This is a genomic window from Streptomyces sp. NPDC055189 (genome assembly GCF_053606765.1).
Map to the genome: position 1 here is coordinate 1 of NZ_JBSGSG010000123.1, position 21687 is coordinate 21687.

Annotated in this window: 24 protein-coding genes; 11 read left to right on the plus strand and 13 right to left on the minus strand. The window is 69.8% G+C overall.

Going from position 1 to position 21687, the window contains the following annotated elements:
• Nucleotides 1-121 precede the first annotated feature (121 nt).
• From ACWFR3_RS43495 to ACWFR3_RS43515, 5 genes are all read right to left on the minus strand, one after another.
• The gene (locus ACWFR3_RS43495; protein WP_453740231.1) at nt 122-388 is read right to left on the minus strand and encodes a hypothetical protein; all 267 of its coding nucleotides are present in this window, start codon (nt 386-388) and stop codon (nt 122-124) included.
• A 65-nt stretch (nt 389-453) separates the two neighbouring features.
• Entirely contained in the window at nt 454-2412 is a 1959-nt protein-coding gene (locus ACWFR3_RS43500; protein ID WP_453740232.1) for an acyl-CoA dehydrogenase family protein, read from the minus strand.
• Nucleotides 2413-2506: 94 nt separating this feature from the next.
• Nucleotides 2507-3484, minus strand: a complete 978-nt coding sequence (locus ACWFR3_RS43505) for an RICIN domain-containing protein (protein ID WP_453740233.1) — start codon at nt 3482-3484, stop codon at nt 2507-2509.
• A gap of 682 nt (nt 3485-4166) precedes the next feature.
• Nucleotides 4167-4976, minus strand: a complete 810-nt coding sequence (locus tag ACWFR3_RS43510; RefSeq protein ID WP_453740234.1) for a class I SAM-dependent methyltransferase — start codon at nt 4974-4976, stop codon at nt 4167-4169.
• A gap of 80 nt (nt 4977-5056) precedes the next feature.
• The gene (locus tag ACWFR3_RS43515; RefSeq protein ID WP_453740235.1) at nt 5057-5995 is read right to left on the minus strand and encodes an RNA polymerase sigma-70 factor; all 939 of its coding nucleotides are present in this window, start codon (nt 5993-5995) and stop codon (nt 5057-5059) included.
• A gap of 236 nt (nt 5996-6231) precedes the next feature.
• Here ACWFR3_RS43515 and ACWFR3_RS43520 point away from each other — a divergent pair, with 236 nt between their 5' ends.
• A complete protein-coding gene (locus ACWFR3_RS43520; protein ID WP_453740236.1) occupies nt 6232-6996 on the plus strand; it encodes an SDR family oxidoreductase in 765 nt (254 codons plus the stop codon).
• Between the two features lie 88 nt (nt 6997-7084).
• Nucleotides 7085-7546, plus strand: a complete 462-nt coding sequence (locus ACWFR3_RS43525; RefSeq protein ID WP_453740237.1) for a hypothetical protein — start codon at nt 7085-7087, stop codon at nt 7544-7546.
• 139 nt (nt 7547-7685) lie between these two features.
• On the opposite strand, the gene ACWFR3_RS43530 is transcribed toward ACWFR3_RS43525, so the two are convergent.
• Nucleotides 7686-8066 carry an SRPBCC family protein gene (locus tag ACWFR3_RS43530; protein WP_453740238.1) on the minus strand — a complete coding sequence of 127 codons (381 nt, stop codon included), beginning with the start codon at nt 8064-8066 and terminating at the stop codon, nt 7686-7688.
• Between the two features lie 215 nt (nt 8067-8281).
• Here ACWFR3_RS43530 and ACWFR3_RS43535 point away from each other — a divergent pair, with 215 nt between their 5' ends.
• Nucleotides 8282-8779, plus strand: coding sequence for an NUDIX hydrolase (locus ACWFR3_RS43535; protein WP_453740239.1), 498 nt, complete (start codon nt 8282-8284; stop codon nt 8777-8779).
• A 110-nt stretch (nt 8780-8889) separates the two neighbouring features.
• Here ACWFR3_RS43535 and ACWFR3_RS43540 read toward each other — a convergent pair whose 3' ends face one another.
• On the minus strand, nt 8890-9108 hold the full coding sequence (locus ACWFR3_RS43540; RefSeq protein WP_453740240.1) for a hypothetical protein: 219 nt from the start codon (nt 9106-9108) through the stop codon (nt 8890-8892).
• A 105-nt stretch (nt 9109-9213) separates the two neighbouring features.
• The gene (locus ACWFR3_RS43545) at nt 9214-9630 is read right to left on the minus strand and encodes a hypothetical protein (RefSeq protein ID WP_453740241.1); all 417 of its coding nucleotides are present in this window, start codon (nt 9628-9630) and stop codon (nt 9214-9216) included.
• Between the two features lie 129 nt (nt 9631-9759).
• Between ACWFR3_RS43545 and ACWFR3_RS43550 the strand changes: the two genes are divergently transcribed.
• From ACWFR3_RS43550 to ACWFR3_RS43560, 3 genes are all read left to right on the plus strand, one after another.
• Nucleotides 9760-10410: a DUF7691 family protein gene (locus tag ACWFR3_RS43550; RefSeq protein WP_453740242.1), complete on the plus strand. Its 651-nt coding sequence runs from the start codon at nt 9760-9762 to the stop codon at nt 10408-10410.
• Nucleotides 10411-10501: 91 nt separating this feature from the next.
• Nucleotides 10502-11251 (plus strand): hypothetical protein, encoded by a 750-nt coding sequence (locus ACWFR3_RS43555; RefSeq protein ID WP_453740243.1) that lies wholly within the window; start codon nt 10502-10504, stop codon nt 11249-11251.
• Nucleotides 11252-11335: 84 nt separating this feature from the next.
• A complete protein-coding gene (locus ACWFR3_RS43560; protein WP_453740244.1) occupies nt 11336-11539 on the plus strand; it encodes a hypothetical protein in 204 nt (67 codons plus the stop codon).
• Nucleotides 11540-11558: 19 nt separating this feature from the next.
• On the opposite strand, the gene map is transcribed toward ACWFR3_RS43560, so the two are convergent.
• Both map and ACWFR3_RS43570 read right to left on the minus strand, forming a co-directional pair.
• Entirely contained in the window at nt 11559-12335 is a 777-nt protein-coding gene (gene map / locus ACWFR3_RS43565; protein WP_453740245.1) for a type I methionyl aminopeptidase, read from the minus strand.
• Between the two features lie 147 nt (nt 12336-12482).
• Nucleotides 12483-13463: a helix-turn-helix domain-containing protein gene (locus ACWFR3_RS43570; RefSeq protein ID WP_453740246.1), complete on the minus strand. Its 981-nt coding sequence runs from the start codon at nt 13461-13463 to the stop codon at nt 12483-12485.
• Between the two features lie 292 nt (nt 13464-13755).
• On the opposite strand from ACWFR3_RS43570, the gene ACWFR3_RS43575 reads away from it, so the two are divergent.
• The 3 genes from ACWFR3_RS43575 to ACWFR3_RS43585 all read left to right on the plus strand — a co-directional run bounded on the left by ACWFR3_RS43575 (nt 13756) and on the right by ACWFR3_RS43585 (nt 16305).
• A complete protein-coding gene (locus tag ACWFR3_RS43575; RefSeq protein ID WP_453740247.1) occupies nt 13756-14580 on the plus strand; it encodes an alpha/beta fold hydrolase in 825 nt (274 codons plus the stop codon).
• Between the two features lie 76 nt (nt 14581-14656).
• Nucleotides 14657-15499, plus strand: a complete 843-nt coding sequence (locus ACWFR3_RS43580; RefSeq protein ID WP_453740248.1) for an alpha/beta fold hydrolase — start codon at nt 14657-14659, stop codon at nt 15497-15499.
• Between the two features lie 14 nt (nt 15500-15513).
• The gene (locus tag ACWFR3_RS43585) at nt 15514-16305 is read left to right on the plus strand and encodes an alpha/beta hydrolase (RefSeq protein ID WP_453740249.1); all 792 of its coding nucleotides are present in this window, start codon (nt 15514-15516) and stop codon (nt 16303-16305) included.
• A 73-nt stretch (nt 16306-16378) separates the two neighbouring features.
• Here ACWFR3_RS43585 and gdhA read toward each other — a convergent pair whose 3' ends face one another.
• Nucleotides 16379-17737, minus strand: coding sequence for an NADP-specific glutamate dehydrogenase (gene gdhA / locus ACWFR3_RS43590; protein ID WP_453740250.1), 1359 nt, complete (start codon nt 17735-17737; stop codon nt 16379-16381).
• A 340-nt stretch (nt 17738-18077) separates the two neighbouring features.
• Here gdhA and ACWFR3_RS43595 point away from each other — a divergent pair, with 340 nt between their 5' ends.
• On the plus strand, nt 18078-18377 hold the full coding sequence (locus tag ACWFR3_RS43595; RefSeq protein ID WP_453740251.1) for a putative quinol monooxygenase: 300 nt from the start codon (nt 18078-18080) through the stop codon (nt 18375-18377).
• Between the two features lie 33 nt (nt 18378-18410).
• Here the strand turns inward: ACWFR3_RS43595 and ACWFR3_RS43600 are convergent, their stop codons facing one another.
• Together ACWFR3_RS43600 and ACWFR3_RS43605 are read right to left on the minus strand one after the other, a co-directional pair.
• A complete protein-coding gene (locus ACWFR3_RS43600) occupies nt 18411-19013 on the minus strand; it encodes a HutD/Ves family protein (RefSeq protein WP_453740252.1) in 603 nt (200 codons plus the stop codon).
• Between the two features lie 175 nt (nt 19014-19188).
• The gene (locus tag ACWFR3_RS43605) at nt 19189-19818 is read right to left on the minus strand and encodes a hypothetical protein (protein ID WP_453740253.1); all 630 of its coding nucleotides are present in this window, start codon (nt 19816-19818) and stop codon (nt 19189-19191) included.
• Between the two features lie 341 nt (nt 19819-20159).
• On the opposite strand from ACWFR3_RS43605, the gene ACWFR3_RS43610 reads away from it, so the two are divergent.
• Complete coding sequence (locus tag ACWFR3_RS43610) at nt 20160-21596, plus strand: FG-GAP repeat protein (RefSeq protein WP_453740254.1); 1437 nt, start codon at nt 20160-20162, stop codon at nt 21594-21596.
• Nucleotides 21597-21687: the final 91 nt, after the last annotated feature.

The following is a 21687-nucleotide window of genomic DNA, read 5'->3' on the forward strand; positions in this document are numbered from 1 at the left end:
GCAAAAACGTCCGCTGTGACGTGCAGGTCAGAGCAGTCCTGAGATGCATTCCCTCCCCGCCTGAAGACGGGGATACCCTGCAAGATCAGGGATGGAAAATCCGCGTCCGTCCGTCTGACGCTCACCCTCGCCGCGAGGCGAGCCGTACGAGTGTCTCCGTGGGCCAACAGCAGGTTCTGAAAAGGAAGTTGCTGATCACGAACCAATGGACACTGATCCGCCCCTGCTTCTTGTCCAGGATCAGAGGCGCCCCGTCCCGGTAGACGTAGCGCAGGTAACGCTGCCGGAGCGGCGCTCCGGCCGCCAGCAGCACCGGTGAGGCGAGGAGGATGCCCACCGGCACCAGCACCTTCGCCGCGGTGAGCTTCGCCTTCTCCTCGTAGCGCATGCCCTCAGTGTGCTGATCCCCGGTGCCGCTTGTCAGTCCGTCCCGCGGAGTTGGGCCGGGCCCGGTCAGCCCAGCAGGTCGGGGGAGCGCAGCAGCTGCGGAGGGATGTTCCAGGCGTCGACGAAGTCGGAGGCGAGCGGGCGCACCTTTTGGCACAGGTCGTTCACCTCGCGGCGGATCGCCTTGGAGCGCTGCAGCGTCAATCGGCCGTGTTCCATGAACCAGGCACGGTCCGCCTCGATCGTCGAGAGGGCGAAGAGGTCACAGAGCAGCCCCAGCGCCACCTTGTTGTCGCCGTCGGGCAACTGGCGCATCTTGTCGACGAACGCCTCGAGCACCAGCCGCTCGACATGTGCGTGGGCCACCGCGATGACATGGTCCTGCACCCGGGAGAAGACGACGCCGGGGTGAACCTTCTGATCCATCCCGCGCTTGAGCCGGCGCGCCGCACCGGCGAGCATGTGCTCCTCGCGGTAGCGGAGCATGGCCAGCTGATACTCCGAATCGAAGAGGCCCGCTTCCTGATCCCACTCATCGCCGCCGGGCAGCAAGTCCCGTACGCGTTCGAGCAGTTTGTGGGCCGAGGTCTTCTCGATGACCGTCTCCACGGCGAGGCTCGTGACATAGCGGACCATGCCGAGCTGGTCCATGCTCTCGAACTCGCTCGCGTAGTGCGTGAGCAGACCCTTGGCCACCAGCTGCAGCAGTACGTGATTGTCGCCCTCGAACGTCGCGAAGACGTCGCTGTCGGCCTTCAGGGCGGCGAACCGGTTGACGGCGAGATAGCCCGCGCCCCCGCACGCCTCGCGGCACTCCTGAATCGTGCGCGTGGCATGCCAGGTGCCGAGCGCCTTGGTGCCCGCGGCCCGTGCCTCCAGCTCGCGCCGTGCGCGCTCGTCGTGCCCGTCCCCCGAGAAGACCTCGTGCAGCTGCGTGCGCAGGACGTCCTGGGCGAAATGCAGCGCATAGGTGCGCGCGACCAGCGGGAGCAGCCGGCGCTGGTGCATGCCGTAGTCGAGAAGCACCTGCTCCTCGCTGTCCGAGGCCGCCTCGAACTGCCGCCGCCGGTCGGCGTACTTGGTGGCGATCGTCAGCGCGACCTTGCTGGCGTTGACCGCGCCGCCGGCGACGCTGACCCGCCCCTGCACCAGCGTGCCCAGCATCGTGAAGAAGCGGCGGCCGGGGTTGTCGATCGGGCTCTCGTAGTCGCCCTCGGGAGTGACGTCGGCGAACTTGTTGAGCAGCGCCTCGCGCGGCACGCGCACGCCGTCGAACCAGATCCGGCCGTTGTCCACGCCGTTGAGGCCCATCTTGCGGCCGTCGTCCTCGATCCGGACCCCGGCGGCCACCTCACCGCCGACGCGGATCGGCACGACGAACGCATGCACCCCCTGCTGCTCCCCGCCCACCTCCAGCTGGGCGAAGACAACCGCCAGCTCGGCGTGCCGGGCCGCATTGCCGATGTAGTCCTTGCGCGCCTGGTCCCCGCCGGTGGTGATGACGAACTCCTGGCTGTCCGCGTCGTACCGGGCCACGGTGCCCAGCGCCTGGACATTGGAGCCGTGCCCGGTCTCGGTCATCGCGAAGCAGCCCATCAGCTCCCCGGTGATCAGACGCGGCAGATACGCCTCATGGTGGCGCTTGGTGCCCAGATGCAGGATGGCACCGCCGAACAGTCCGAACTGCACGCCGACCTTCACCAGGACCGACAGATCACCGAAGGCGAGCGTCTCGAACGCGGCGATCGACGCGCCGATGTCGCCGCCACCGCCGTACTCCTTCGGGAATCCCATGCCGGTCTGGCCCGTGGCCGCCATCTCGACGACGAGCTCACGCACGCGCTCGCGGAACTCGTCGAAACCGAGCTGCTCCGCTTCGTCCAGTACACCCGCATACGTCGTCAGGTTGGTGCGGACGAGGTCGCGGACCTCGGCGTATTCGCCGTCGAGCAACTCGGCGAGGGCCTGGACGTCGATGACGGGCTGCACGTAGCCATTGGGGGAAGCGGTGCTTTCGGTGACCATGTCGCCCTGCTACCCGGCCGCGGGGAGATCAAATCGGTCGCTTGGTCCATCCAGCCGCCCGGCACGGCCGTGCGGTCGGCTGCGGCGCGGACCGTCAGCCCTTCTTGATGAGGAACTGCTGGTCTTCAGCGTCGGTGCATCGTTCGGCGATCGCTTCGGCTCCCGCGGAGGTGGCGTTGTCGGCGATGCCGATGCACTTGCTGCTGTCGGTCGGGCGGAGCCGTACGTTCCCGGCGCCTTCGGTGGTGGCGGCTTCCACACGGAAGAGGGTGCCCTGGCCACAGTCCTGCCGCGGTTCGAGCATGTGCTTCACCGGGCCGCTCGTCATGATCGCCAGGCAGCCTTTCCCGTGCTCGGGGTGGTGCCACTGGATGCGGTAGAGATCCTCACCGGCCGGTTCCAGATACGTACGCGGTACGGGGGATTGGGCACAGGGGAGCTGGACGGCGACGGCGCTTTCATAGGCACCCTCCCGGTCACGGCCGTCGGTCAGACAGAGGTCCGGCGCACCGACGGGGCGGATGCTCACCCAGCCGCCGCCGGCGGGAGCTCCGGAGGGAGTGGCCGCGGCAGCCGGTGCGCCGGAATCACCGGAGCTGTCGGGGATCAATCCCCAGGCGGCCAAGGCGAGCAGGGCCACCACGAGCAAGGTCGCGAGTTGGGCCGTGCGGCCCTTGAACCGGCGTGGCCGCCGGCCCGCGGATTCCTCGCCCGGGCGCTGAACCTCGCCGGCTTCCGGGCCGGATGACACGGCGGGCGGCTCGGCAGCGGAATCCGCGGCGGCGGCAGCGGCGTCCGCCGCGATCCGGTCCCTGACCTCCAGCCAGGCTGCGATCTGCTGCCCATCCCCGCAGGCGCGGACGAACGCGGTCAGCACATCGGGCCGCGGCAGGCTCGTGCGTCGCAGGACGTCGGCCAGCGTGCTGCGCGCCAGCACGTCGCCGTTCCCGGCGGCCCGCTCCTCCAATTCGCGATACGTCAGCCCCGAACGCTCCTTGAGCTTCCCCATCAGCCGGATGAAGTCGGCAACATCTCTGGCCTCGTACGGCGACAACTCCCCTGGATCTCTCACGAACATCATCCTGCTGCTGCCGGGGCACAGGGGGAACGGTGGATCTAGCCGTGTCCGCGCTGTCCGGGACATCATCCGGACAATGCTCTGACCAGCCCGGACAGCCGGCGCTCATCCGGGACAGCCGATTGATGTTGCCCCGGCCCGCCGATCACCAGCAGTCTCTGTGGTGCCTGGTCGGCCCATCTGGCACTTCGGTACAGCGGGACGTCACCGTTGGCCGAATTCCTGCTACCCGCCTTCTCGCGCGGCTCCTCCGCGGAAGGAGCCGCGCCGTATCCACCGTGTCCACCGGAAAGAGAGAACGATCCATGCGTAGACGTCAGGCCCGCGCGGCGCCCGGCACAGGCGGTGCCCGGGCCTGAGGCCACACAGAGCTCGTGAGCCGCCGTGATCAACGAGGGGGGACCACGACGGCGTCACGTCCACCGCACGGCATCCGCGGCCGGGCGGCGAGGACTTCGGCCCGCTCACGCCCGGCGCAGGCGACTGGCGGAGTGCGGTGCGGGTGCTGCCTTCCGACCGCGTCGGCAGGGAGAGGGCCTGATGAACCAGCGACGGGGGCGCCCGACCCGTCAGCGAGCGGCGCGGCACCGTGGGGGTGGTGACGTGCGCGCCGCAGGGGTGAGCCCGGCTTGGGGGAGTCCGGGCTCACCCCCCAACCGCCCGTGGACGAACGCCCTCACCCGGCGGCGCGAACCGACCTGCCCCTCACCGCCCACGCACGGGCGGTGAGCACGATCGACCCGTCCGGCTGCGTCGGCAGGGCGTCGCGCAGCGTGCTGCGCAACCGCTCTCTGGCGGAGGGGCTGAGGGCGGCGGCATAGCCGGGAGCGGGGCCCTGCCCGGCGAGGAACGGCTCCCACAGATCCGGGAAGCCGACGAAAACGGTGGCCACCTCGATGGGTGCGACAGCCACGTCGACGAGCCCCGCATCCCTCCACAGCGAGCGCAGGCGATCCTGACCGCACACCGGAAACCGCCGGCGCTCGTCCAGCTCGGCGGCCGCCGGGTCCACCGCGACCGCGGCAGCCCAGAAGTGCCGCAGGAACGCCATGCCCTCCGCGTAGTCCCACACATACGCCGCGACCAGCCCGCCCGGCCGCACGATCCGGGCAGCCTCGGCCACCGCCGCACCCGGCGCGGGAAAGAAGTTGAGCACCAACCCACTGACCGCTACGTCGCACCCGGCGCCGCGCACCGGCAGCGACAATCCGTCGCCGACGACAAAGCACGCCGAAGCATCAGCTCCCGCACGGGCCGCACCCACGAACCCGGCGGACCGATCCACCCCCACCACCAGCCGCGGCCGACACCGCCGGGCCACCGCAGCGGTCAGCGCCCCCGTCCCACACCCCACATCCACCCACCGCAAACCGTCCCCGCAGCCCAGCCACGCCACGAAATCGTCCGCGACCAGCCGGCTCCAGCGGCCCATGTAGCGCTCGTAGGCATCCCCGGCCGCCCACACGTCGAACCTCTGCTCCGTCATGGCTCCCACCATCCCGGACCGGGCCGGCCCGCACGAGCCGTCCTGCCGCCCCATGGCGGACGACTGGGCGGAGAGGACGGTCAGCGGCTGATGGCGGTCTCGTGTGCCACGCGCGACAGCTTGTCGGGGTTGCGGACGTGGTAGGCGCCGGTGACGTAGCCGTTCTCGACGCTCACCGCCAGGACGCCATCGACCTGTCCGTCGATCCGGACCAGGAGGGCCGGGCCACCGTTGATCTGAACCGGCTCGAGCGACCTTGCGGCATCGCGCGTCCACCAGCCGGCGGCCAGCAGGCGGGCGACCTTGTCCGCGCCCACGATGGGCCGCAGCAGGGCGTGTCGCACTCCGCCGCCGTCGCTGAGGGCGACGACGTCGGGGGCGAGGATGTCGATCAGGTTCTGCAGTTCGCCGGTTTCGACCGCTTGCTGGAAGGCATGGAGCGCAGCCCTGGTCTGGGCAGGGGAGGCGGTGCCGCGGGGCCGGCGCGCGGCGACGTGTGTCCGGGCCCGATAGGCGAGCTGGCGGACTGCGGCCGGGCTCTTGCCGACGGCGTCGGCGATCTCGTCGTAGGCCAGGTCGAACACCTCCCGGAGCACGAAAACCGCCCGTTCCACCGGTGCGAGCGTCTCCAGCACAAGCAGCATCGCCATGGAGACGCTGTCGGCCAGTGCGACGTCCTCCGCCACGTCCGGCGCGGTCAGCAGCGGCTCGGGCAGCCACGGTCCCACGTAGGACTCCTTGCGCCTGCCGAGCGCGCGCACCCGGTCGAGTGCCTGCCGGGTGGTGATCTGCACCAGGTACGCGCGTTCCTTGCGCACCTTCGCCGGATCGACGGCCGTCCACCGCAGCCAGGTCTCCTGCAGCACGTCTTCGGCGTCGGCGGCCGAGCCGAGAATCTCGTAGGCGACCGTGAACAGCAGGTTGCGGTGGGCCAGGAACACCTCGGTGGCGCCATCCACTTGGGTGCCGCGATCCAGCGCCTCGGGTGTGTCCGTGATCCGTCCGCCGCGCTCGCTCATGTCCGGCTCCCGCCTGTTCGCTTCCCCGCCCTGCCCACTCATGGTCCGTGCACGGGACGCCGGGCGGCGCTGTTGTGTAACACCCGCGAGGCGTGGCCTGCATCACACGGCCGCCTCTGTTACGGGCGACGGGGGACCGACGTCTCGTGCCTGTCGGGACGCCGCGCGTACGCACTGCGAGTCCCGTGCGCCGACGTACGACGCAGACACCTCTGGCACCCGGGAAAGGGTGGGACATGAGCATCAGCAAGTTCGCCGTGGCAGGAGCAACCGGACGGCTGGGACGCCACGTTGTGGACGTCCTCACGGAACGAGGGCACCCTGTGGTGTCGATGTCCCGCGCCACCGGCGTGGATGTGATCACCGGCGAAGGCCTGGCCGACGCGCTCACCGGTGTCGACGTCATCATCGACGTCGCGTCGTGGCACGCGTCCGACCAGGAGGCCGCCACGGAGTTCTTCCGCACCGCCACCGGCAACCTGCACGAGGCCGGCCGGTGTGCGGGAGCCGACCGGATCGCCGCCGTGTCGATCATCGGCGCGGACAAAGCGACAGCAGGTTTCGTCGCCGCCCAGCAGGTGCACGAGGAAGCCAACCTGTCCGGCCCGCTGCCGGCCCGCATCCTGCGGGCCGCGCAGTTCCACGAGTTCGTCGGCCAGCTCCTGGACTGGCAGCAGGGCGACGTCGCCTACATCCCCGCCCTGCCCACCCAGCTCGTGGCCTGCCGCACCGTGGCCGAGACGCTGGTCGACCTGGCCACCGACCCCGACGCCGCGCAACCAGGTCCCGGAGTGCCGATCCCTGAGATCGCCGGGCCCCGCAGGCAGACCATGTCTGAAGCGGCCGCACTTCTCGGCGCCCGTCGGGGCATCAAGGTGGTCGAAGTCGACGGCTCCAGCATGCCCGATGCCGAGCTGGCGGCGGCCGGCGCATTCCTCCCCGGCCCGCACGCCAAACTCGCCGGTCCCACCTTCCGGGAATGGCTCGACACCCAGTCCTGACCGACGCCCCGGGCCACAGCCGCTGCCGGCACATGCGGCCGCCCGCACGTGACGCACCGCCAACCTGACTGAAGAAATGGGGACTTCCATGCACGACACCTCCTCGCGGGCAGAGCCCCGCCATGCGGGGCCGGGCACTGTGGGCACGGCTGCCCGGGGCGTGCGGGGGCGCGGCGCGCTCACGCTGCTGCGGGTCGTGGCCGCCCTGGCCTGCCTCGAGACTCTGGTGCAGGGCCTGCTCGTCGGAATGCTGCTGAACGGCGACGTCGCGTCCATCGACCCGCACGGCTTCAACGCCTACGTCTTCGAGTTGCTGGTGTTCCTCCAGGTCGTGGCAGCAGCTCTGCTGTGGCGCAGCAACCGCCGGCTGACGTGGCCACTGAAGGCCGCCACCGGCATCTTGGCGGCCACGTTCACGCAGACCGCGCTGGGACTGGCCAGCTCCCTCGCCGCGCACGTCGCCCTCGGTGTGGCGTTGTGCGCGATGGAGACGGTGTTCGTCATACGGGCCCTCGCACTCCGCACGGACGACCCGATCACGTCTTCTTGAGCGCTCGTTCCCGCTCACTCGCCTGCGTTCCGGGGGCCTGGTCATCGTGATGACCAGGCCCTGGCGGTCTCCGGTCATCTGCGACACAAGGGGCTTTGAGGTGCGTGCAGTTGAGCTTCCGAAGGGCAGTTGTGGCGCTCTAACGGACCAGGCGCCGCAGCGCGCGGCGGGCGACTGGCGCATAGGCCACAACCACCGGGGCAGGGCCGTCGATGCGCAGCTCGGTGATCGTGCCGGACGGATCGCGGGGGAGTACGGCGTGCCACAGGCGCATCCTCACCGGGCCCATGCGAACCCGCCACTGCCAGGTGCGGGCCTCATGGTCGACCGCCTCGACGACGAAGGCGACGCTCGGCCCCACCACGGGGCGCACCCGGCCGCGCATGCCCGCCCGCAGTTCCTGCTCGGCCTCCACCGTGCGGATCTGCGGAGCCCACGTCGGCCAGGCCGCCGTGCGCACGTACCGCTGCCACACCGTGTCCACGTTCGCCGCGCCCGCGGCACGCACCGTCCGTTGCATCTGCCCACAGTGCCCCTATGGGGCAGAAGGCGCACGCCGCATCGCGGGCATCAGGACGCCCATCCACTGATCGGCGCCCCAGGCGCCGCACGGTCCCGGGCCTCGGACTCGCGGAGCACGAGCCGTTCGGTTTGTATCGGAGCAGGCGGCGTGCGAGTTGTGTGAGGAGAAGGCCCAGCGCCCCCTGCCGGGTGGGGCCTGGCATCGTGTGGGGCATGGCTGAGTTGGTTGAACGCGTTGATGAGCAGGATCAGGTGCTGTGCGTGGTGGACAGGGCCGAAGCGATACGCCGTGGCTGGCTGCACCGTGTGGCGACCATTGTGTGCCGCGACATGTCCGAACGGATTCTTGTGCACCGCCGCCCCGAGGACGTATCCCGCTTCCCGGGGCAGTTCAACTGGATGCTGGGTGGCGCCGTTGAGGTCGGCGAGTCGTACGAAGACGCTGCGGCACGGGAACTCTCGGAAGAGCTCGGCGTCCAGGGGCGACCCCGGTTCGTGCTCAAGTTCCACTGCGCGGGAGCGATCAGCCCGTACTGGCTGGGCCTGCACGAGGTTGTCGTGAAGGATCCGGTGCGACCTGACCTCTCGGAGATCGCTTGGCACGCCTGGCTGACGGAGCAGGAGTTGACTGACCTGGTGCGCCACGAGGCGTTCGTTCCGGATGCTCGTGAGGCGTTCGACCGCTACTGTGCTGCGGCGGCCACGACGTGATCCCGCGGACCGGCGATCAAGGTGCCGAGATCTAGCTTGGACAGGGCCGGCCCGCGACCGTCGAGTGTCTTCATGCCGTGCGGCGCGGCCCCGGAGGGCGGCCCGGCATCTCAGGTGCGCTTTCCGCGTCCTGGCCAGTCGGGATCGTCCTCGGCCACCGGCAGAGCCCGGTGTCCCTCGTCCCATGGGTTCGTCCAGCCGCAAACCCCGCAGGCGTAGCGCCCGCTGATCCCCGACACCTCGGTGCCGCAGCCACGACAGTCCGTCGTGGTGATCTCCTGCGACTCCAGGAAGGCCATGGCCAGCATCTGGGATTGATCGGGCGTCATGATCACGACCATACCCGCGAGGCCGGCATCGACCCGGCGAGGGGGAGCTTGGCGCTGGTCCGACCGCTGGTCCGACCGCCGATCCGATCGCTGATCCGGCGGTGACTACGACTTGGCTATGTCCCGCCGGAGCTGCTGAGTGAACCGGCGAAGGAGGTCCAGCGTCTGCCTGTGCTCTTCTCTGCGCTCATCCATGCCCTCGCTGGGCCGGGATTTCCAGACTCGAAGGGCGAGCGCGTTGGCGAGCTCGACGGTGTCGTCTGCGCACAGGAGGTAGAGAGCCGAGCGGGCTTCCTGCATGCGGCCCGCCAACTCGTTGGCCCCGGCGCCGTCGTCACCCAGCTGTGTTTCCCGGAGGTGGTCGATGAGCTGGGTCACGGCAGTGTTGAAGCCGATCCCGGCTTTGAGCTTCTGATCGCGCAACCACATGCGGTCCTGCCGTCGTGCGGTGAGCCAGGCACCGAACACGGCCCCTGCGAGGCCCACAACGGCACCGATGGTTACGGACAGAATGTTCTCCACGGTCAGCTCCCCCTCCGGCGCACGGGCGACGCCCGGCTACTGAAGCCTCCAGGGTGTCGTGCCGTCAATCGATGAGCGCGTGATCCCCTCAAGTGCCCGCTGTCAGTGGCAGCTGGCAGCATGGCGATCATGAGCCGAATCATCACGTACTCCACCGCGGACAAAGCCGACGTCGTGGCGCTCCTGGGGGCCGCGGGCCGACTCACCGCTGATCAGCAGCGGCGGTTGGGGCACGCGCGCGATAAGGCCCGGGCCGATCAGCTCGATCTCGATCGCCAGGGCGTCGACTGGGGCCTGTCCGTTCCGGACGCGCTGGAGCACCTGATAGCCGGTCACGCCGACTCGGACGCGGAGTATGCGGCCGGTGCCTACTACCGGGCTCTGCAGTTCCTCATCGACATCAATGCGTCCGATCCCTGCGAACTGGGCGTGTATTCGCGGCCGTCCACCTTCTTCGGTCTGCTGGACGACGAGCTGCGCCGGCTGGGTGTCAGTGCCGATCTACTGCCCCATGACCTGCTGTTCTCCGGGCCGCCGGACGAGATCCCTTTCCACATTCTGTATCCCGTGGACGGCCCGCACATCGGCATGTGGCCGCTGGCGAAGGCCAAGCCCGCCGCCGACGCCTACCGCGCGGTCCTCGACCGGCTCGACCCCGATTTCGCCGACAACGTCCAACTCCTGATCGCGAATCTGGACGTCGAGCACAGCGAATGGGTCAGTGCCCAGTCCATCGACTGGTACAGCCAGGACACGATCTTCTTCTCGATCAACGGCTGACCGGGCTCCGGGGCGCCGACCTGCCGCGTGGTTGCCGCACCTGATCGTCTACCGTGCCGCGCAGGAAGAACTACGGGGGAGAGAAGAGCACATGAGCAGGATCAAAGCCGCCGCGCGCCGTTCGACGCGGATCATGGTCGGCGCCGTGGCGTTGAGCGCGCTGGCGGCGTGCAGCGGCGCCGAATCGGACGGCGGCGCCGCGGAACCGAGCGCCACTGTCCCGGCCAGGACGCTGACCTCCGGGGAGCTGGAGACCGCCGCGGTCGCCGGCAGCGACGTACCGGACCACCAGGTGGGCGCCCGGCAGAAGGCCGACCGGTACGAGGAATCCGAGGTGGGCGCGAATCAGCCGGAGTGCACGGTGGAGGCCAGGACGGCGCTCGGCATGAGCGCGGGTGACCCGGTGTCCACGGTGCAGCGCACCGCGATGGGCAATCCGCGGGGAGCGAAGACCGTGGAGGGCGACCTGGTCAAGACGACGGTGACGCTGGCGTCGTACAAGGGGAAGGGCGAGGAGGAGGCCCTGTCGGACCTGGGCGCGGCCAGCACGGTGTGCCGCTACGGCTTTGTCTTCAAGGTCCGTGGTGAGCAGACCCCGGTGCAGTCGCCGCAGCAGCAGATCGATCCCGAACGTCTGAACTTCGCCGACGAATACACCTGGTTCGTGCTCAAGGGCGTCCCGGGCGCCGACACCCCCACGCGCAAGGTGCTGATCGTGCGCTCCGGTCGCACGCTCGGCTTCTTCAGCCGGACGTATTCCGGCCCGGACAGCGGGGCGGAGATGATGCCCTTCCCGGTCGACGTGGCGCGGGCCCAGTGGAAGAAGCTCGCCGCCGGGTGAGGGGGCGGGCGGGCTCGGCCCCGTGGGGTCACCTGAGTGGCGGGGCGCGCGCAACCTGAGCACCGTGTGATCGTTCAGGTAGGCATGAGGAATGCGAAGCGCGCCGCCGCTGCCCTGACCCTTGCAGCCGCTGCCCTTGCTGTGGCCGGCCCCGCCCATGCCGACGAGGCCCCCAGGGAGGGGGGACAGATCAACCTCCCCGACAATCCCGGTGAGGTCGTCGACGGGGTGCGCACGGGTCTGGACGTGGCGGCGATGGCCTGGAAGACGGCCGCTCAGGCCCGCTGAGCGCGCCGTGCCCTGCGCTTCATCCCTGCTTCGGCAAGGTGAGGATCTCGGCACCGTCGCTGGTGATGGCGATGGTGTGCTCACTGTGTGCCGTGCGGCAGCCTGTCGCGCTGCGGAGTGTCCATCCGTCGGCATCCGTGACGAGTTGGGCGGTGTCCGCCATGACCCACGGCTCCAGGGCCAGCAGCAGGCCGGGGCGCAGTTTGTAGCCGCGGCCGGGCCGTCCCGTGTTCGAGACGTGGGGGTCCTGGTGCATCGTTGATCCGATGCCGTGGCCCCCGAATTCGGTGTTGATGGGGTAGCCCGCCTCGGTGAGGACCGTGCCGATGGCGTGGGAGAGGTCGCCGATGCGGGCGCCGGGCCCGGCGGCGGCGATCCCCGCGGCCAGGGCGCGCTCGGTGGCGTCGATCATCGCGACGCTCTCCGGGGGCTTTGTGTCGCCCACGATGAAGCTGATGGCGGCGTCCGCGGCGACTCCGCCTTTGGAGACGGCGAGGTCGAGGGTCAGCAGGTCGCCGTCGGCCAGCGTGTAGTCGTAGGGCCGTCCGTGGAGCACCGCGTCGTTGACGGCCGTGCAGATGTAGTGGCCGAAGGGGCCGCGTCCGAAGGACGGTGCGTAGTCGACGTAGCAGGACTGGGCCCCGGCCTCGGCGATCATCTTCTCGGTCCACCGGTTGATGTCGAGCAGGTTCGTGCCGATCGTGCTGCGGCTCTTCATCGTCTGCAGGATGTCGGCGACCAGGGCGCCGGTGTCCTTCGCGCGGGCCAGTAGGGTGGGGTTCAGAATCTCGATCATGCGGCGCCCTTCTCACGCAACCAATAACTATACCGGTAATACTATACCGGTCGCCGGGGTCGGACGACCGCACGACATGCGGCCCGGCCGAAACGGGGCGAAAGCCTGCTGCGAGGGCGCCCGATACCGGGAAGCCCGGTGCCGGGACTACGCGGGATCCTGCCGGGGCGGGAAGCCGGCCGCGTGCTGCATGCGGCGCCACTGGCGGGGTGTGGCGCCGTAGGTCTGGCGGAAACGGCGCGAGAAGTAGGCGGGGTTGGTGAAGCCCCAGGAGCGGGCGATGGCCTCGATCGTGCGGTGGGAGTGCTCGGGGGCGGCCAGGTCGTGGCGGGTGCCCTCCAGGCGGCGGCGGACGATCCATTTCTCCAGGCCGAGGCCGCCTTGCTCGCACAGCCGGTAGAGAGTGCGCACGGAGATGTTGTGGGCCGCGGCGATGCGGTGCGGGGTGAGCCCGGGATCGGTCAGGTGCGCGCGGATGTAGGCCAGGACGCGGGTCAGGAGAGTGTCCTCGGCGACCTGCCGCCGGGTGCGCTCACCGGCGGCCACCGAGACGATCAGGGCGCGGGTGAGTTCCAGGGTGGCGGCGGCGAGCGCCTCGGCGCCCGGGTCGGCGCTGAGCCGGTCGGCGTGGTGATGCAGATCCCGGATGTGACGCAGCAGCAGCGGCGCGACCTTGCTGTGCTGCAGGAGCGGTATCGCGGTGCGGATCTGCTCTTCGGGCAGGCCCAGACGCTCGGTGTCGACCATGAAGGCGACGGACAGTCCGGCCCCGGACCAGCCGTATTCGTAGCCGGCGGTCTTGTGGGCCAGGGCCAGGCTGTCGGGCCCCACGTGCTGCTGATGGCCGTTCCAGGTGAACGCCCCCGTCCCCTGGCTCTGGGTGATGATCGAGACGGTGTTCATCGAGTCGAAGCGCGCGTGGCGCGGGGTGCGCCAGACGCGCATGCCGGAGCCGCGCGTGGCAAACAGGGTCAGCGGACCGAAGGTCCACACTTCCAGCTTCTTGCGGATACCGGCCGCGGGATGTTCCTGCTCCACCGCGCAGCTGCCGCTTTCTCCGACGGCCGCGGCGTGAAAGGCCTCGATCCGGTCGGCGGCGGGTAAGTCCTCGGTGTCCAGAACCAGCATGGTCCCCCCAGGGCGACGGCAGCGGCCCCTCCGCTGCCGTGCCGTCGTCAGGATTCTTCAGTACCGCGGGCGGCTTGGACAGACGGGTTCAAGTTCCGCTGGGCCATCTGCAACCGCTGCGTCCTCTCATGCCACAGCAGCCACCGCAACGGACGGCAGCGGACGGTGCCGTGGCGCACAGGGAACAGTTCTCGGCGCGCACGGTACAGAACCATGCCCGCGGCACTGGCACGCTTCCCCTCACCCGAGTCGGGCACCGAGACCGACACCGACCGCTGAAGGGAGCGCTCCCATGAGCCGCTTCATCACGACGCACGACGGCACCGGGATCTTCTACAAGGACTGGGGCAGCGGCCAGCCGGTGGTGTTCAGCCACGGCTGGCCGCTGAACGCCGACGCCTGGGACGACCAACTGCACCTGGTCGCCTCGCACGGCTACCGCGCGATCGCGCACGACCGGCGCGGCTACGGCCGCTCCGATCAGCCGTGGAACGGCAACGACATGGACACCTACGCCGACGACCTCGCCCAGCTGATCGAGCACCTCGACCTGCACGACGCCGTGCTGGTGGGCCACTCGACGGGCGGCGGTGAAGTGACCCGCTACATCGGCCGGCACGGCACCTCCCGGATCGCCAAGGCGGTCCTGCTGGGCGCGGTGCCGCCGCTCATGCTCAAGACCGACACCAACCCGCAGGGCCTGCCGATCGAAGCGTTCGACGCCATCCGCTCGGGCGTCTCGGCCGACCGGTCGCAGTTCTACAAGGAACTGAGCCTGCCCTTCTACGGATTCAACCGGCCCGGCGCGACGGTCTCCCAGGGGGTGTCGGACGCGTTCTGGCTGCAGAGCATGCAGGTCGGGATCAAGGGCGCGCTTGACTGCATCCGTGCGTTCTCCGAGACCGACTTCACCGCGGACCTGGGACGCTTCGACATCCCCACACTCATCGCGCACGGCGACGACGACCAGATCGTCCCGATCGTGGCCGCCGGCCTGGAGTCGGCCAAGCTCGTCAAGGACGCGACGCTGAAGGTCTACCCGGGTGCTCCGCACGGTCTCGTGGGTGCGCACAAGGACGAATTCAACGCCGACCTGCTGGCGTTCCTCGCCACCTGATCACGCAAGTCCCCGCGTCCGCACCTCCCGCCGGTCCCTCCGCACCGTCCGACCCTCCTGACCGAAAGGGTTCGTCATGCGTGTTCCAGCACCGCGCCGTTTGCTGACGGCACTGGCCGCCGCCGCTCTCATCGTCACCGGCGCGGTCTCCGCCCAGGCGACCTCGCAGGCGCCCTCCCGCGTTTCCGCACAGGCCGAGAAGAAGGAGCCGAAGCCGACCGTCGTGCTCGTGCACGGCGCGTTCGCCGACGCCTCCGGCTTCAACGACACGATCGCCAGACTGCAAAAGGACGGCTTCCCCGTCATCGCGCCCGCCAACCCGCTGCGCGATGCCGCGGACGACGCCGCCTACATCTCCAGCGTGGTGGACTCCATCGACGGCCCGGTCATCCTGGCCGCCCACTCCTACGGCGGCTTCGTCATCACCAACGCCGCCCGCGGCCACGGCAACGTCAAGGCCCTGGTGTACATGGGGGCGTTCGCGCCGGACCAGGGCGAAAGCGCGCTGCAACTGGCCGGGCAGTTCCCCGGCAGCGAGCTGGGCGCCGCCCTGATCGGCCGGCAGTACCCGGTGCCCGGCGGCGATCCGGGCACCGACGGCTACATCGATCCCGCGAAGTTCCGCTCCGTGTTCGCCGCTGACCTGCCCGCATCCCAGACCCGTCTCATGGCGGCCACCCAGCGTCCCGGCAGCGTCCAGGGCCTCAGCGGCACCAGCGGGGCTCCCGCCTGGAAGACGATCCCGTCCTGGTATCTGATCCCGACCGCGGACAAGGTCATCCCGCCCGCCGCCCAGCGGTTCATGGCCAAGCGCGCAGGCAGCAAGGTGACCGAGATCAAGTCCTCGCACGTGGTCATGATCTCCCACCCCGACGCCGCCGCGAAAATCATCAAGTCGGCCTACGCCGCGACCCGTTGAAGGAGTGCAAGCCCGTGAAACCGGACACCATCGTTCTCATCCACGGCTTCTGGGTGACGCCCCGCAGCTGGGAACACTGGATCACCCACTACCAGGCGCAGGGATTCAGAGTCCTCGCCCCGGCCTACCCCGGATTCGAGGTGGAGGTGGAGGCGCTCAACGAAGACCCCACCCCGATCGAGGAACTCACCGTCCCCTCGATCATCTCGTCACTGGAGAAGCTGATCGACGGCCTCGGCACGCAGCCGATCATCATGGGCCACTCGGCCGGTGGAGTGTTCACCCAGATCCTGCTCGACCACGGATACGGCAGGGCGGGCGTGGCCATCAACTCCGCACCCACCGAAGGCGTGGCGACGCTTCCGCTGTCCCAGGTGAAAGCCACGTTCCCGGTCCTGAAGAACCCCGCCAACCGGCACAAGGCCGTCGGGTTCACCTATGACCAGTGGCGCTACGCCTTCACCAACACCTTCCCCGAGGACGAGTCCCGCGCCCTGTACGAGCGCTATCACATCCCCGCCTCCGGCCATGTCTTCTGGGGCAGCGCGCTGGCCAACATCCACCCGGGTCACGCCGACTCGTACGTGAACTACCGCAACGACGACCGGGCTCCGCTGCTGTTCGTCTCGGGCGAGCACGACCACCTGATGCCGCCGAAGATCCAGCGGTCCAACGCCAAGCACTACAAGTCGAACACCGTCACCGAGATCATCGAGTATCCGGGGCGCTCGCACCTGATGCCCGCCCAGAGCGGCTGGGAGGAGATCGCCGACCACGCCCTGGCCTGGGCCCTGGACCACACCTGACCCGCCCGCCACGGTGCCCGGCCGGTCGGCCGGGCACCACGGCACCGGAAGGCGCCAACGACGGACGTGCGGTTCAGATGACGCCCTGGGCCAGCATCGCGTCCGCCACCCGCTCGAAGCCCGCGATGTTCGCGCCCGTCACGTAGTTGCCGGGGGCGCCGTAGCGCTCGGCGGTCTCGTGGCAGGTGGAGTGGATGTCGTTCATGATGTGCGTCAGTTCTTCCTCGACCCGCTCCGCCGTCCACGACGTACGGGCGTGGTTCTGGGCCATCTCCAGGGCGCTGACCGCGACACCGCCTGCGTTGGCCGCCTTGCCGGGCCCGAACGCGACACCCGCCTGCTGGAACAGGCGCACCGCCTCGGGCGTCGTGGGCATGTTGGCGCCCTCCGAGACCACCTTCACGCCGTTGCCGATCAGAGCGGCGGCATCGCTGTCGTTCAGCTCGTTCTGGGTGGCCGACGGCAGCGCGATGTCGGCCGGGACCTCCCAGACGCGCCCGCCCGGCACGAAGCGGGCCGAGGCGCCCCGGCGCTCGGCGTACGCGTCGACCCGGCCGCGCTCGACCTCCTTGATCTGCTTGAGGAGGTCGAGGTCGATGCCCTTCTCGTCGACGACATACCCGGAGGAGTCCGAGCAGGTCACGGCGTTGGCGCCGAGGGCAGCCAGCTTCTCGATGGTGTAGATGGCGACATTGCCCGAGCCGGAGACGACCGCCGTGCGGCCTTCCAGGTCCTCGCCGCGCTGGCGCAGCATCGCCGCCGCGAACAGGACGTTGCCGTACCCGGTGGCCTCCGGACGGATCAGCGAGCCGCCCCAGCCCTGGCCCTTGCCGGTCAGGACGCCGGCCTCCCAGCGGTTGGTGATACGGCGGTACTGGCCGAACAGGTAGCCGATCTCGCGGCCGCCGACGCCGATGTCGCCCGCGGGCACGTCCGTGTGCTCGCCGATGTGCCGGTGCAGCTCCGTCATGAACGACTGGCAAAAACGCATGACCTCCGCGTCGCTGCGGCCGTGCGGCTGGAAGTCACTGCCGCCCTTGCCGCCGCCGATGCCGAGACCGGTCAGCGCGTTCTTGAAGATCTGCTCGAAGCCCAGGAACTTGATGACGCCCAGGTTCACCGACGGGTGAAAGCGCAGACCGCCCTTGTACGGGCCGAGCGCGCTGTTGAACTCCACCCGGAAACCGCGGTTGACGTGGACGCGCCCCCGGTCGTCCTGCCACGGCACGCGGAAGAGGACCTGCCGCTCCGGCTCGCACAGCCGCTCGATCAGTCCGGGTTCGGCGTACTCGGGGCGGGCTGCGATGACCGGCGCCAGCGTCTCCAGGACCTCGTGCACGGCCTGGAGGAACTCCGGCTGAGCCGGATTGCGGTGCTCGATCTCGGCGAGCAGCTGGTCGAGCGTGGTCTTCGTCTCGGATCGCGTGGTCAAGGGAGCCCTTTCTGGCACGGCTGACACCGGGGATCCGGTACGGGGCGCGGCGCGCTCCGGTACAGCCCGTTCGGACGCTCGGCGCCGTTGCCGCGCGCGGGACACTCACGTATTACGCGCATGTAAACACACAGACCAGCACCCGGGTCCAGGGCAGGACCACTATGCGAGACCAACCTCATACGCCGCTCCAGGGCGGATCCGCCAGGCGCGGCCACGGCTGTCGCCGAGGACCGCTGACCCACGACCGGCTGCTTTGCGTTGAGTTCGTGCGCTGACGGTGGCAGGGTGCTGCCGCGGGCGGACATCCCGCCTCGTGCGTTGAGAGAGAAGGCCCTGTATGTCCTACGGCTGCATCGTGTCGATGAAGAGCAAGCCCGGCTCGCGAGACGACGTCGCTGCCCTTCTCCTCAGCGCCGTCGAGGGCCTTCGCGAGGCAGGGTGCGTCAGCTACGTCGTGGGTCTGGCCGACGACGATGACGTGACGATCTGGGTGAGCGAGGTCTGGCAGACCAAGGAACTTCACGACGCGTCGCTGGAACTTCCCGAGGCGAAGGCGGCCATCGGCAAGGCCATGCCGATGCTGACGGGGGAGTTCACCAAGCAGGAGGTGTCGGTCGCGGGCGGCCTGGGGCTCTGAGGGCCGGCTGACCGAGCGGGCCGGGTCCCGCCGTCAGCGCGCCGCGGCGATGCGGATCACGGCCATCGTGCCCTCGCCCCGCAGGGTCAGCGCGTCCGGGCCTGCGTGACGTACGCAGTCGAGACGGCCCAGGGTGCTTTCACGGTCGTCCGCTCCGCCGACGGCGATCCCCTCGGTGGCGGCCATGACGAGGAGGGTCTCGCCCGCGGCGCAGGTCAGATCGGCCTTCTGCGCGGCGGTGACGGTGACGATCCGCACGCGGGCCGTCGCCCGGCCCCTGCGGGTCATCACGTTCAAGTTGCGCACCGCGCCCGACTCCAGGCGGCAGTCCGTCGTCGCGTCACCGGAGAAGGCGAAGGGGCTGAGCGGTCCGACCGGTTGCGGAGTCCCGTCCACGGTCAACACCATGCCTTCGCCCTCGACCGGAGTGATCACGCGGTCGATGCCGGGGAGGGTGGAGAAGGAGCCCGCCGCGTCCACGTCGGCGACGCTGACCCGCCAGTCGAAGCCGTCCGCGGACTGCGCCGGGGGCGGGGGCGCTTGCACGGTGCCCGCCGCGACTTCCCGGGTCGTACCGCCGCCGTTCTTCCACGGCATGCTGCGGTACTGGCTCCAGCGCAGCACGTCTCCGCCCATCCGGCGCCGCCTCCTTCTTGTTCCGTTGTCCGGCCGCCCTCGCCGGTCAACCCCGGCCGCCATCACGGGACCTTTCGGCGGCCGGGTCGTTCGAGCGGGCCCGGGCACATGATCATCGAGTCCGGGGCCAGCGTACGTGCCGGCGCGATGCCATCCCGGCCCAGCCCATCCCGGCTCAGCTCGTGGCGGCGGTCTCCCGCTGCGGTGCGGCGGCCTGCTGCGACCGGGCGCCCGCGGTGTAGAAGACCGACGAGCCCTGCTTGGTGCGCTGGGCCCGGCCCTTGGCGACCAGGTTCTCCACCGTGGTGCGCACGACGGTGGTCTTGATGGAGCGGTCCGGGTGCGCCTGGGTGAGAGCGGTGGTGATGTCGGCGGCGGAGCGCGGCTCGTTCTGCTGCCCGAGGTGGGCGTCGATCAGCTCGACCAAGGTCGGCTCCGCTGCCGATGCGGTTACCGCCGCCTTCGGTGCTGCCTTCGCGGCGGTCTTGGGCGCACTCTTGACCGCCTTGCCCTTGGTGCCGGCGGCGGTGGACTTCTTCGTCCGGGCCGCAGCGGCCTTGTCCGCACCTGCCCGTGGGGCAGGAACCTTCTTCCTGCTGCGGGCGCCGGATGCCTTGGCCGGGACGGTTGACGGTGCGGTGGGGGAGGAGCCCAGCGCCTGCTGCATGCTCAGCAATACCGCGTGGTCGTTCTCCAGCCCTTGCAACTGCTCCTGCAGCGCCGTCGCCTCGGCCCGGACATGTTCCTGTTCCTTGCGGTTGGCTTCCAGGTCGGCGGCGACCTGGGCCGCGTACTGATGCTGCATTTCGGTCGTTCCAGGTTGAGCGTCTGACATGACGGTGGCCCTTCTTCGGTGCCCGCGGTGGCGCGGCCGGCGGATCGTGCTCACGACTGAGCTCTTGTTCACGGGGCGTCTGAGTCAGTTCGCCCGGACGACAACTCCCCAACCTGCAACGGCAACAACTCGCGTGCGGTTATGGGGAAAAGAGTACGAGAATCGGTCAGCGCTGGTGCCGGACAGACCTGCTCGACCATAAGTCGTGTTCACCGGGTGGTCACTTTCGCACAACCACTCGTACGTCTGGTGAGTCACACCCCCGGAAGCCCTTCTTTCTCATGTCCCCCTTCGATCACGGGAGTTCCACCGTGCGTGTACGTACTCTGGCCGCCACCGCCGTCGTAGCGGCCCTCACCGCCGCCGGTCTGACCCTGCCGCTCGCCGGGAGCGCAGCGGCAGCAACGACTCCCCAGTTCGACTTCAACGGAGACGGATACGCGGACATTGCGGTCGGCATGCCCAACGCCACGGTGGACGGCAAGGCCAAGGCCGGCTACGTCAGCGTGATCTTCGGCGGCCCGCAGAGCCCGAGCCAGTCCACCGGCGTCATCAGCCAGGCCGAGGCCGGCATACCCGGCACGCCCGAGGCGGGCGACCGCTTCGGCTCCTCCGTGGCCCCCGTCGACCTGAACGGCGACGGCACGTTCGAACTCGTCGTCGGCGCGAGCGGCGAGTCGCTCACCTCCGAGCAGGCCAGGAACGAGGGCACCATCACCGTCCTGGACGGCTCGGGGTGGAACGTCAAGGGCACCACTGTGGCCCGGGGCACGTCCGAGTGGAGCAGCATCGGTGACACCATCGCCACGGGCGACTACGACGGCGACGGCGACATCGACCTCGCGTACGGCGAGAGCGGCGAGGAGCACGGGTCGCTCCGGTTCCGCCCGGGCCCGCTCACCGCCGACCCGGTGACCACCACGACCCTGCGCAGATACGGTATGGGCGGCAGGACCAGCGACCTGGCCACCGGCGACTTCGACGGTGACGGACGGGACGACCTCGCCACCACCTGGCGGGGCATGGAGGAATACGGCACCTTCATCACCCGCTGGGACGACCAGGCCAAGCCCGCCCAGTGGTGGTCCAACGGCGACCACGGCACCGCGCTCGCCGCCGAGGACTTCGACCAGGACGGCACGGACGACCTCGCGGTCGGCTTCGTACAGCCCAACTTCGAGGCGGACCACACCTACTGCGAGGACCTGGTCGGCGGCACGGTGCTCGTGCTCCACGGCTCGAAGACCGCGGAGTTCGGCGCCAAGCACCAGTGCATCAACCAGTCCAGCCCGGAGGTCGGCGGCACCGCCGAGCCGGGCGACGACTTCGGCGCCGCGCTGAGCGCGGGCGACCTGAACGGCGACAGCCGTCCGGAACTGGTGGTCGGCGTGCCCGGTGAGGACGTGGGCACCGTGAAGGACGCGGGCGGCTACGTCACCATGAACGGTACGGAGCACGGCCTCTACGGCGGTCTGGCCCGCAGCCAGAGCACCCCGAACATGCCCGGCACGGCCGAGGCCGGTGACCGCTTCGGCGCCAAGGTGGCCGTCGGCGACTACAACCGCGACGGACTGCGGGACACCGCGGTCAGTGCGCCCGGCGAGAACGCCGGTGAGCCGCGCTCGGGCGGCGTGTGGTTCGCACCGAGCAGCACCGAGGAGACCTACCCGGCGGGCAAGTCGCTGACCCCGTTCGGCTTCGCGCTGCCCCACGGGGCCATCAAGTACGGCGAGGTGATGGGGTCTTAGAGGCCTTCGCTAGCCCTGCTCGGCGCCGCCACCGCCCTCGTCTCGATGGGGCTCGCCCCTGCGGCGGGGGGGGGGCCCCCGCCCCGCCCCC

What these genes read in the sequence shown, in the direction of transcription:
- ACWFR3_RS43495 (WP_453740231.1), bottom strand. Translation starts at nt 388, where the DNA reads ATGCGCTACGAGGAGAAGGCGAAGCTCACCGCGGCGAAGGTGCTGGTG.
- ACWFR3_RS43500 (WP_453740232.1), bottom strand. Translation starts at nt 2,412, where the DNA reads ATGGTCACCGAAAGCACCGCTTCCCCCAATGGCTACGTGCAGCCCGTC.
- ACWFR3_RS43510 (WP_453740234.1), bottom strand. Translation starts at nt 4,976, where the DNA reads ATGACGGAGCAGAGGTTCGACGTGTGGGCGGCCGGGGATGCCTACGAG.
- ACWFR3_RS43515 (WP_453740235.1), bottom strand. Translation starts at nt 5,995, where the DNA reads ATGAGCGAGCGCGGCGGACGGATCACGGACACACCCGAGGCGCTGGAT.
- ACWFR3_RS43520 (WP_453740236.1), top strand. Translation starts at nt 6,232, where the DNA reads ATGAGCATCAGCAAGTTCGCCGTGGCAGGAGCAACCGGACGGCTGGGA.
- ACWFR3_RS43525 (WP_453740237.1), top strand. Translation starts at nt 7,085, where the DNA reads ATGCACGACACCTCCTCGCGGGCAGAGCCCCGCCATGCGGGGCCGGGC.
- ACWFR3_RS43530 (WP_453740238.1), bottom strand. Translation starts at nt 8,066, where the DNA reads ATGCAACGGACGGTGCGTGCCGCGGGCGCGGCGAACGTGGACACGGTG.
- ACWFR3_RS43535 (WP_453740239.1), top strand. Translation starts at nt 8,282, where the DNA reads ATGGCTGAGTTGGTTGAACGCGTTGATGAGCAGGATCAGGTGCTGTGC.
- ACWFR3_RS43540 (WP_453740240.1), bottom strand. Translation starts at nt 9,108, where the DNA reads ATGACGCCCGATCAATCCCAGATGCTGGCCATGGCCTTCCTGGAGTCG.
- ACWFR3_RS43550 (WP_453740242.1), top strand. Translation starts at nt 9,760, where the DNA reads ATGAGCCGAATCATCACGTACTCCACCGCGGACAAAGCCGACGTCGTG.
- ACWFR3_RS43555 (WP_453740243.1), top strand. Translation starts at nt 10,502, where the DNA reads ATGAGCAGGATCAAAGCCGCCGCGCGCCGTTCGACGCGGATCATGGTC.
- ACWFR3_RS43560 (WP_453740244.1), top strand. Translation starts at nt 11,336, where the DNA reads ATGAGGAATGCGAAGCGCGCCGCCGCTGCCCTGACCCTTGCAGCCGCT.
- map (WP_453740245.1), bottom strand. Translation starts at nt 12,335, where the DNA reads ATGATCGAGATTCTGAACCCCACCCTACTGGCCCGCGCGAAGGACACC.
- ACWFR3_RS43570 (WP_453740246.1), bottom strand. Translation starts at nt 13,463, where the DNA reads ATGCTGGTTCTGGACACCGAGGACTTACCCGCCGCCGACCGGATCGAG.
- ACWFR3_RS43575 (WP_453740247.1), top strand. Translation starts at nt 13,756, where the DNA reads ATGAGCCGCTTCATCACGACGCACGACGGCACCGGGATCTTCTACAAG.
- ACWFR3_RS43580 (WP_453740248.1), top strand. Translation starts at nt 14,657, where the DNA reads ATGCGTGTTCCAGCACCGCGCCGTTTGCTGACGGCACTGGCCGCCGCC.
- ACWFR3_RS43595 (WP_453740251.1), top strand. Translation starts at nt 18,078, where the DNA reads ATGTCCTACGGCTGCATCGTGTCGATGAAGAGCAAGCCCGGCTCGCGA.
- ACWFR3_RS43600 (WP_453740252.1), bottom strand. Translation starts at nt 19,013, where the DNA reads ATGGGCGGAGACGTGCTGCGCTGGAGCCAGTACCGCAGCATGCCGTGG.
- ACWFR3_RS43605 (WP_453740253.1), bottom strand. Translation starts at nt 19,818, where the DNA reads ATGCAGCATCAGTACGCGGCCCAGGTCGCCGCCGACCTGGAAGCCAAC.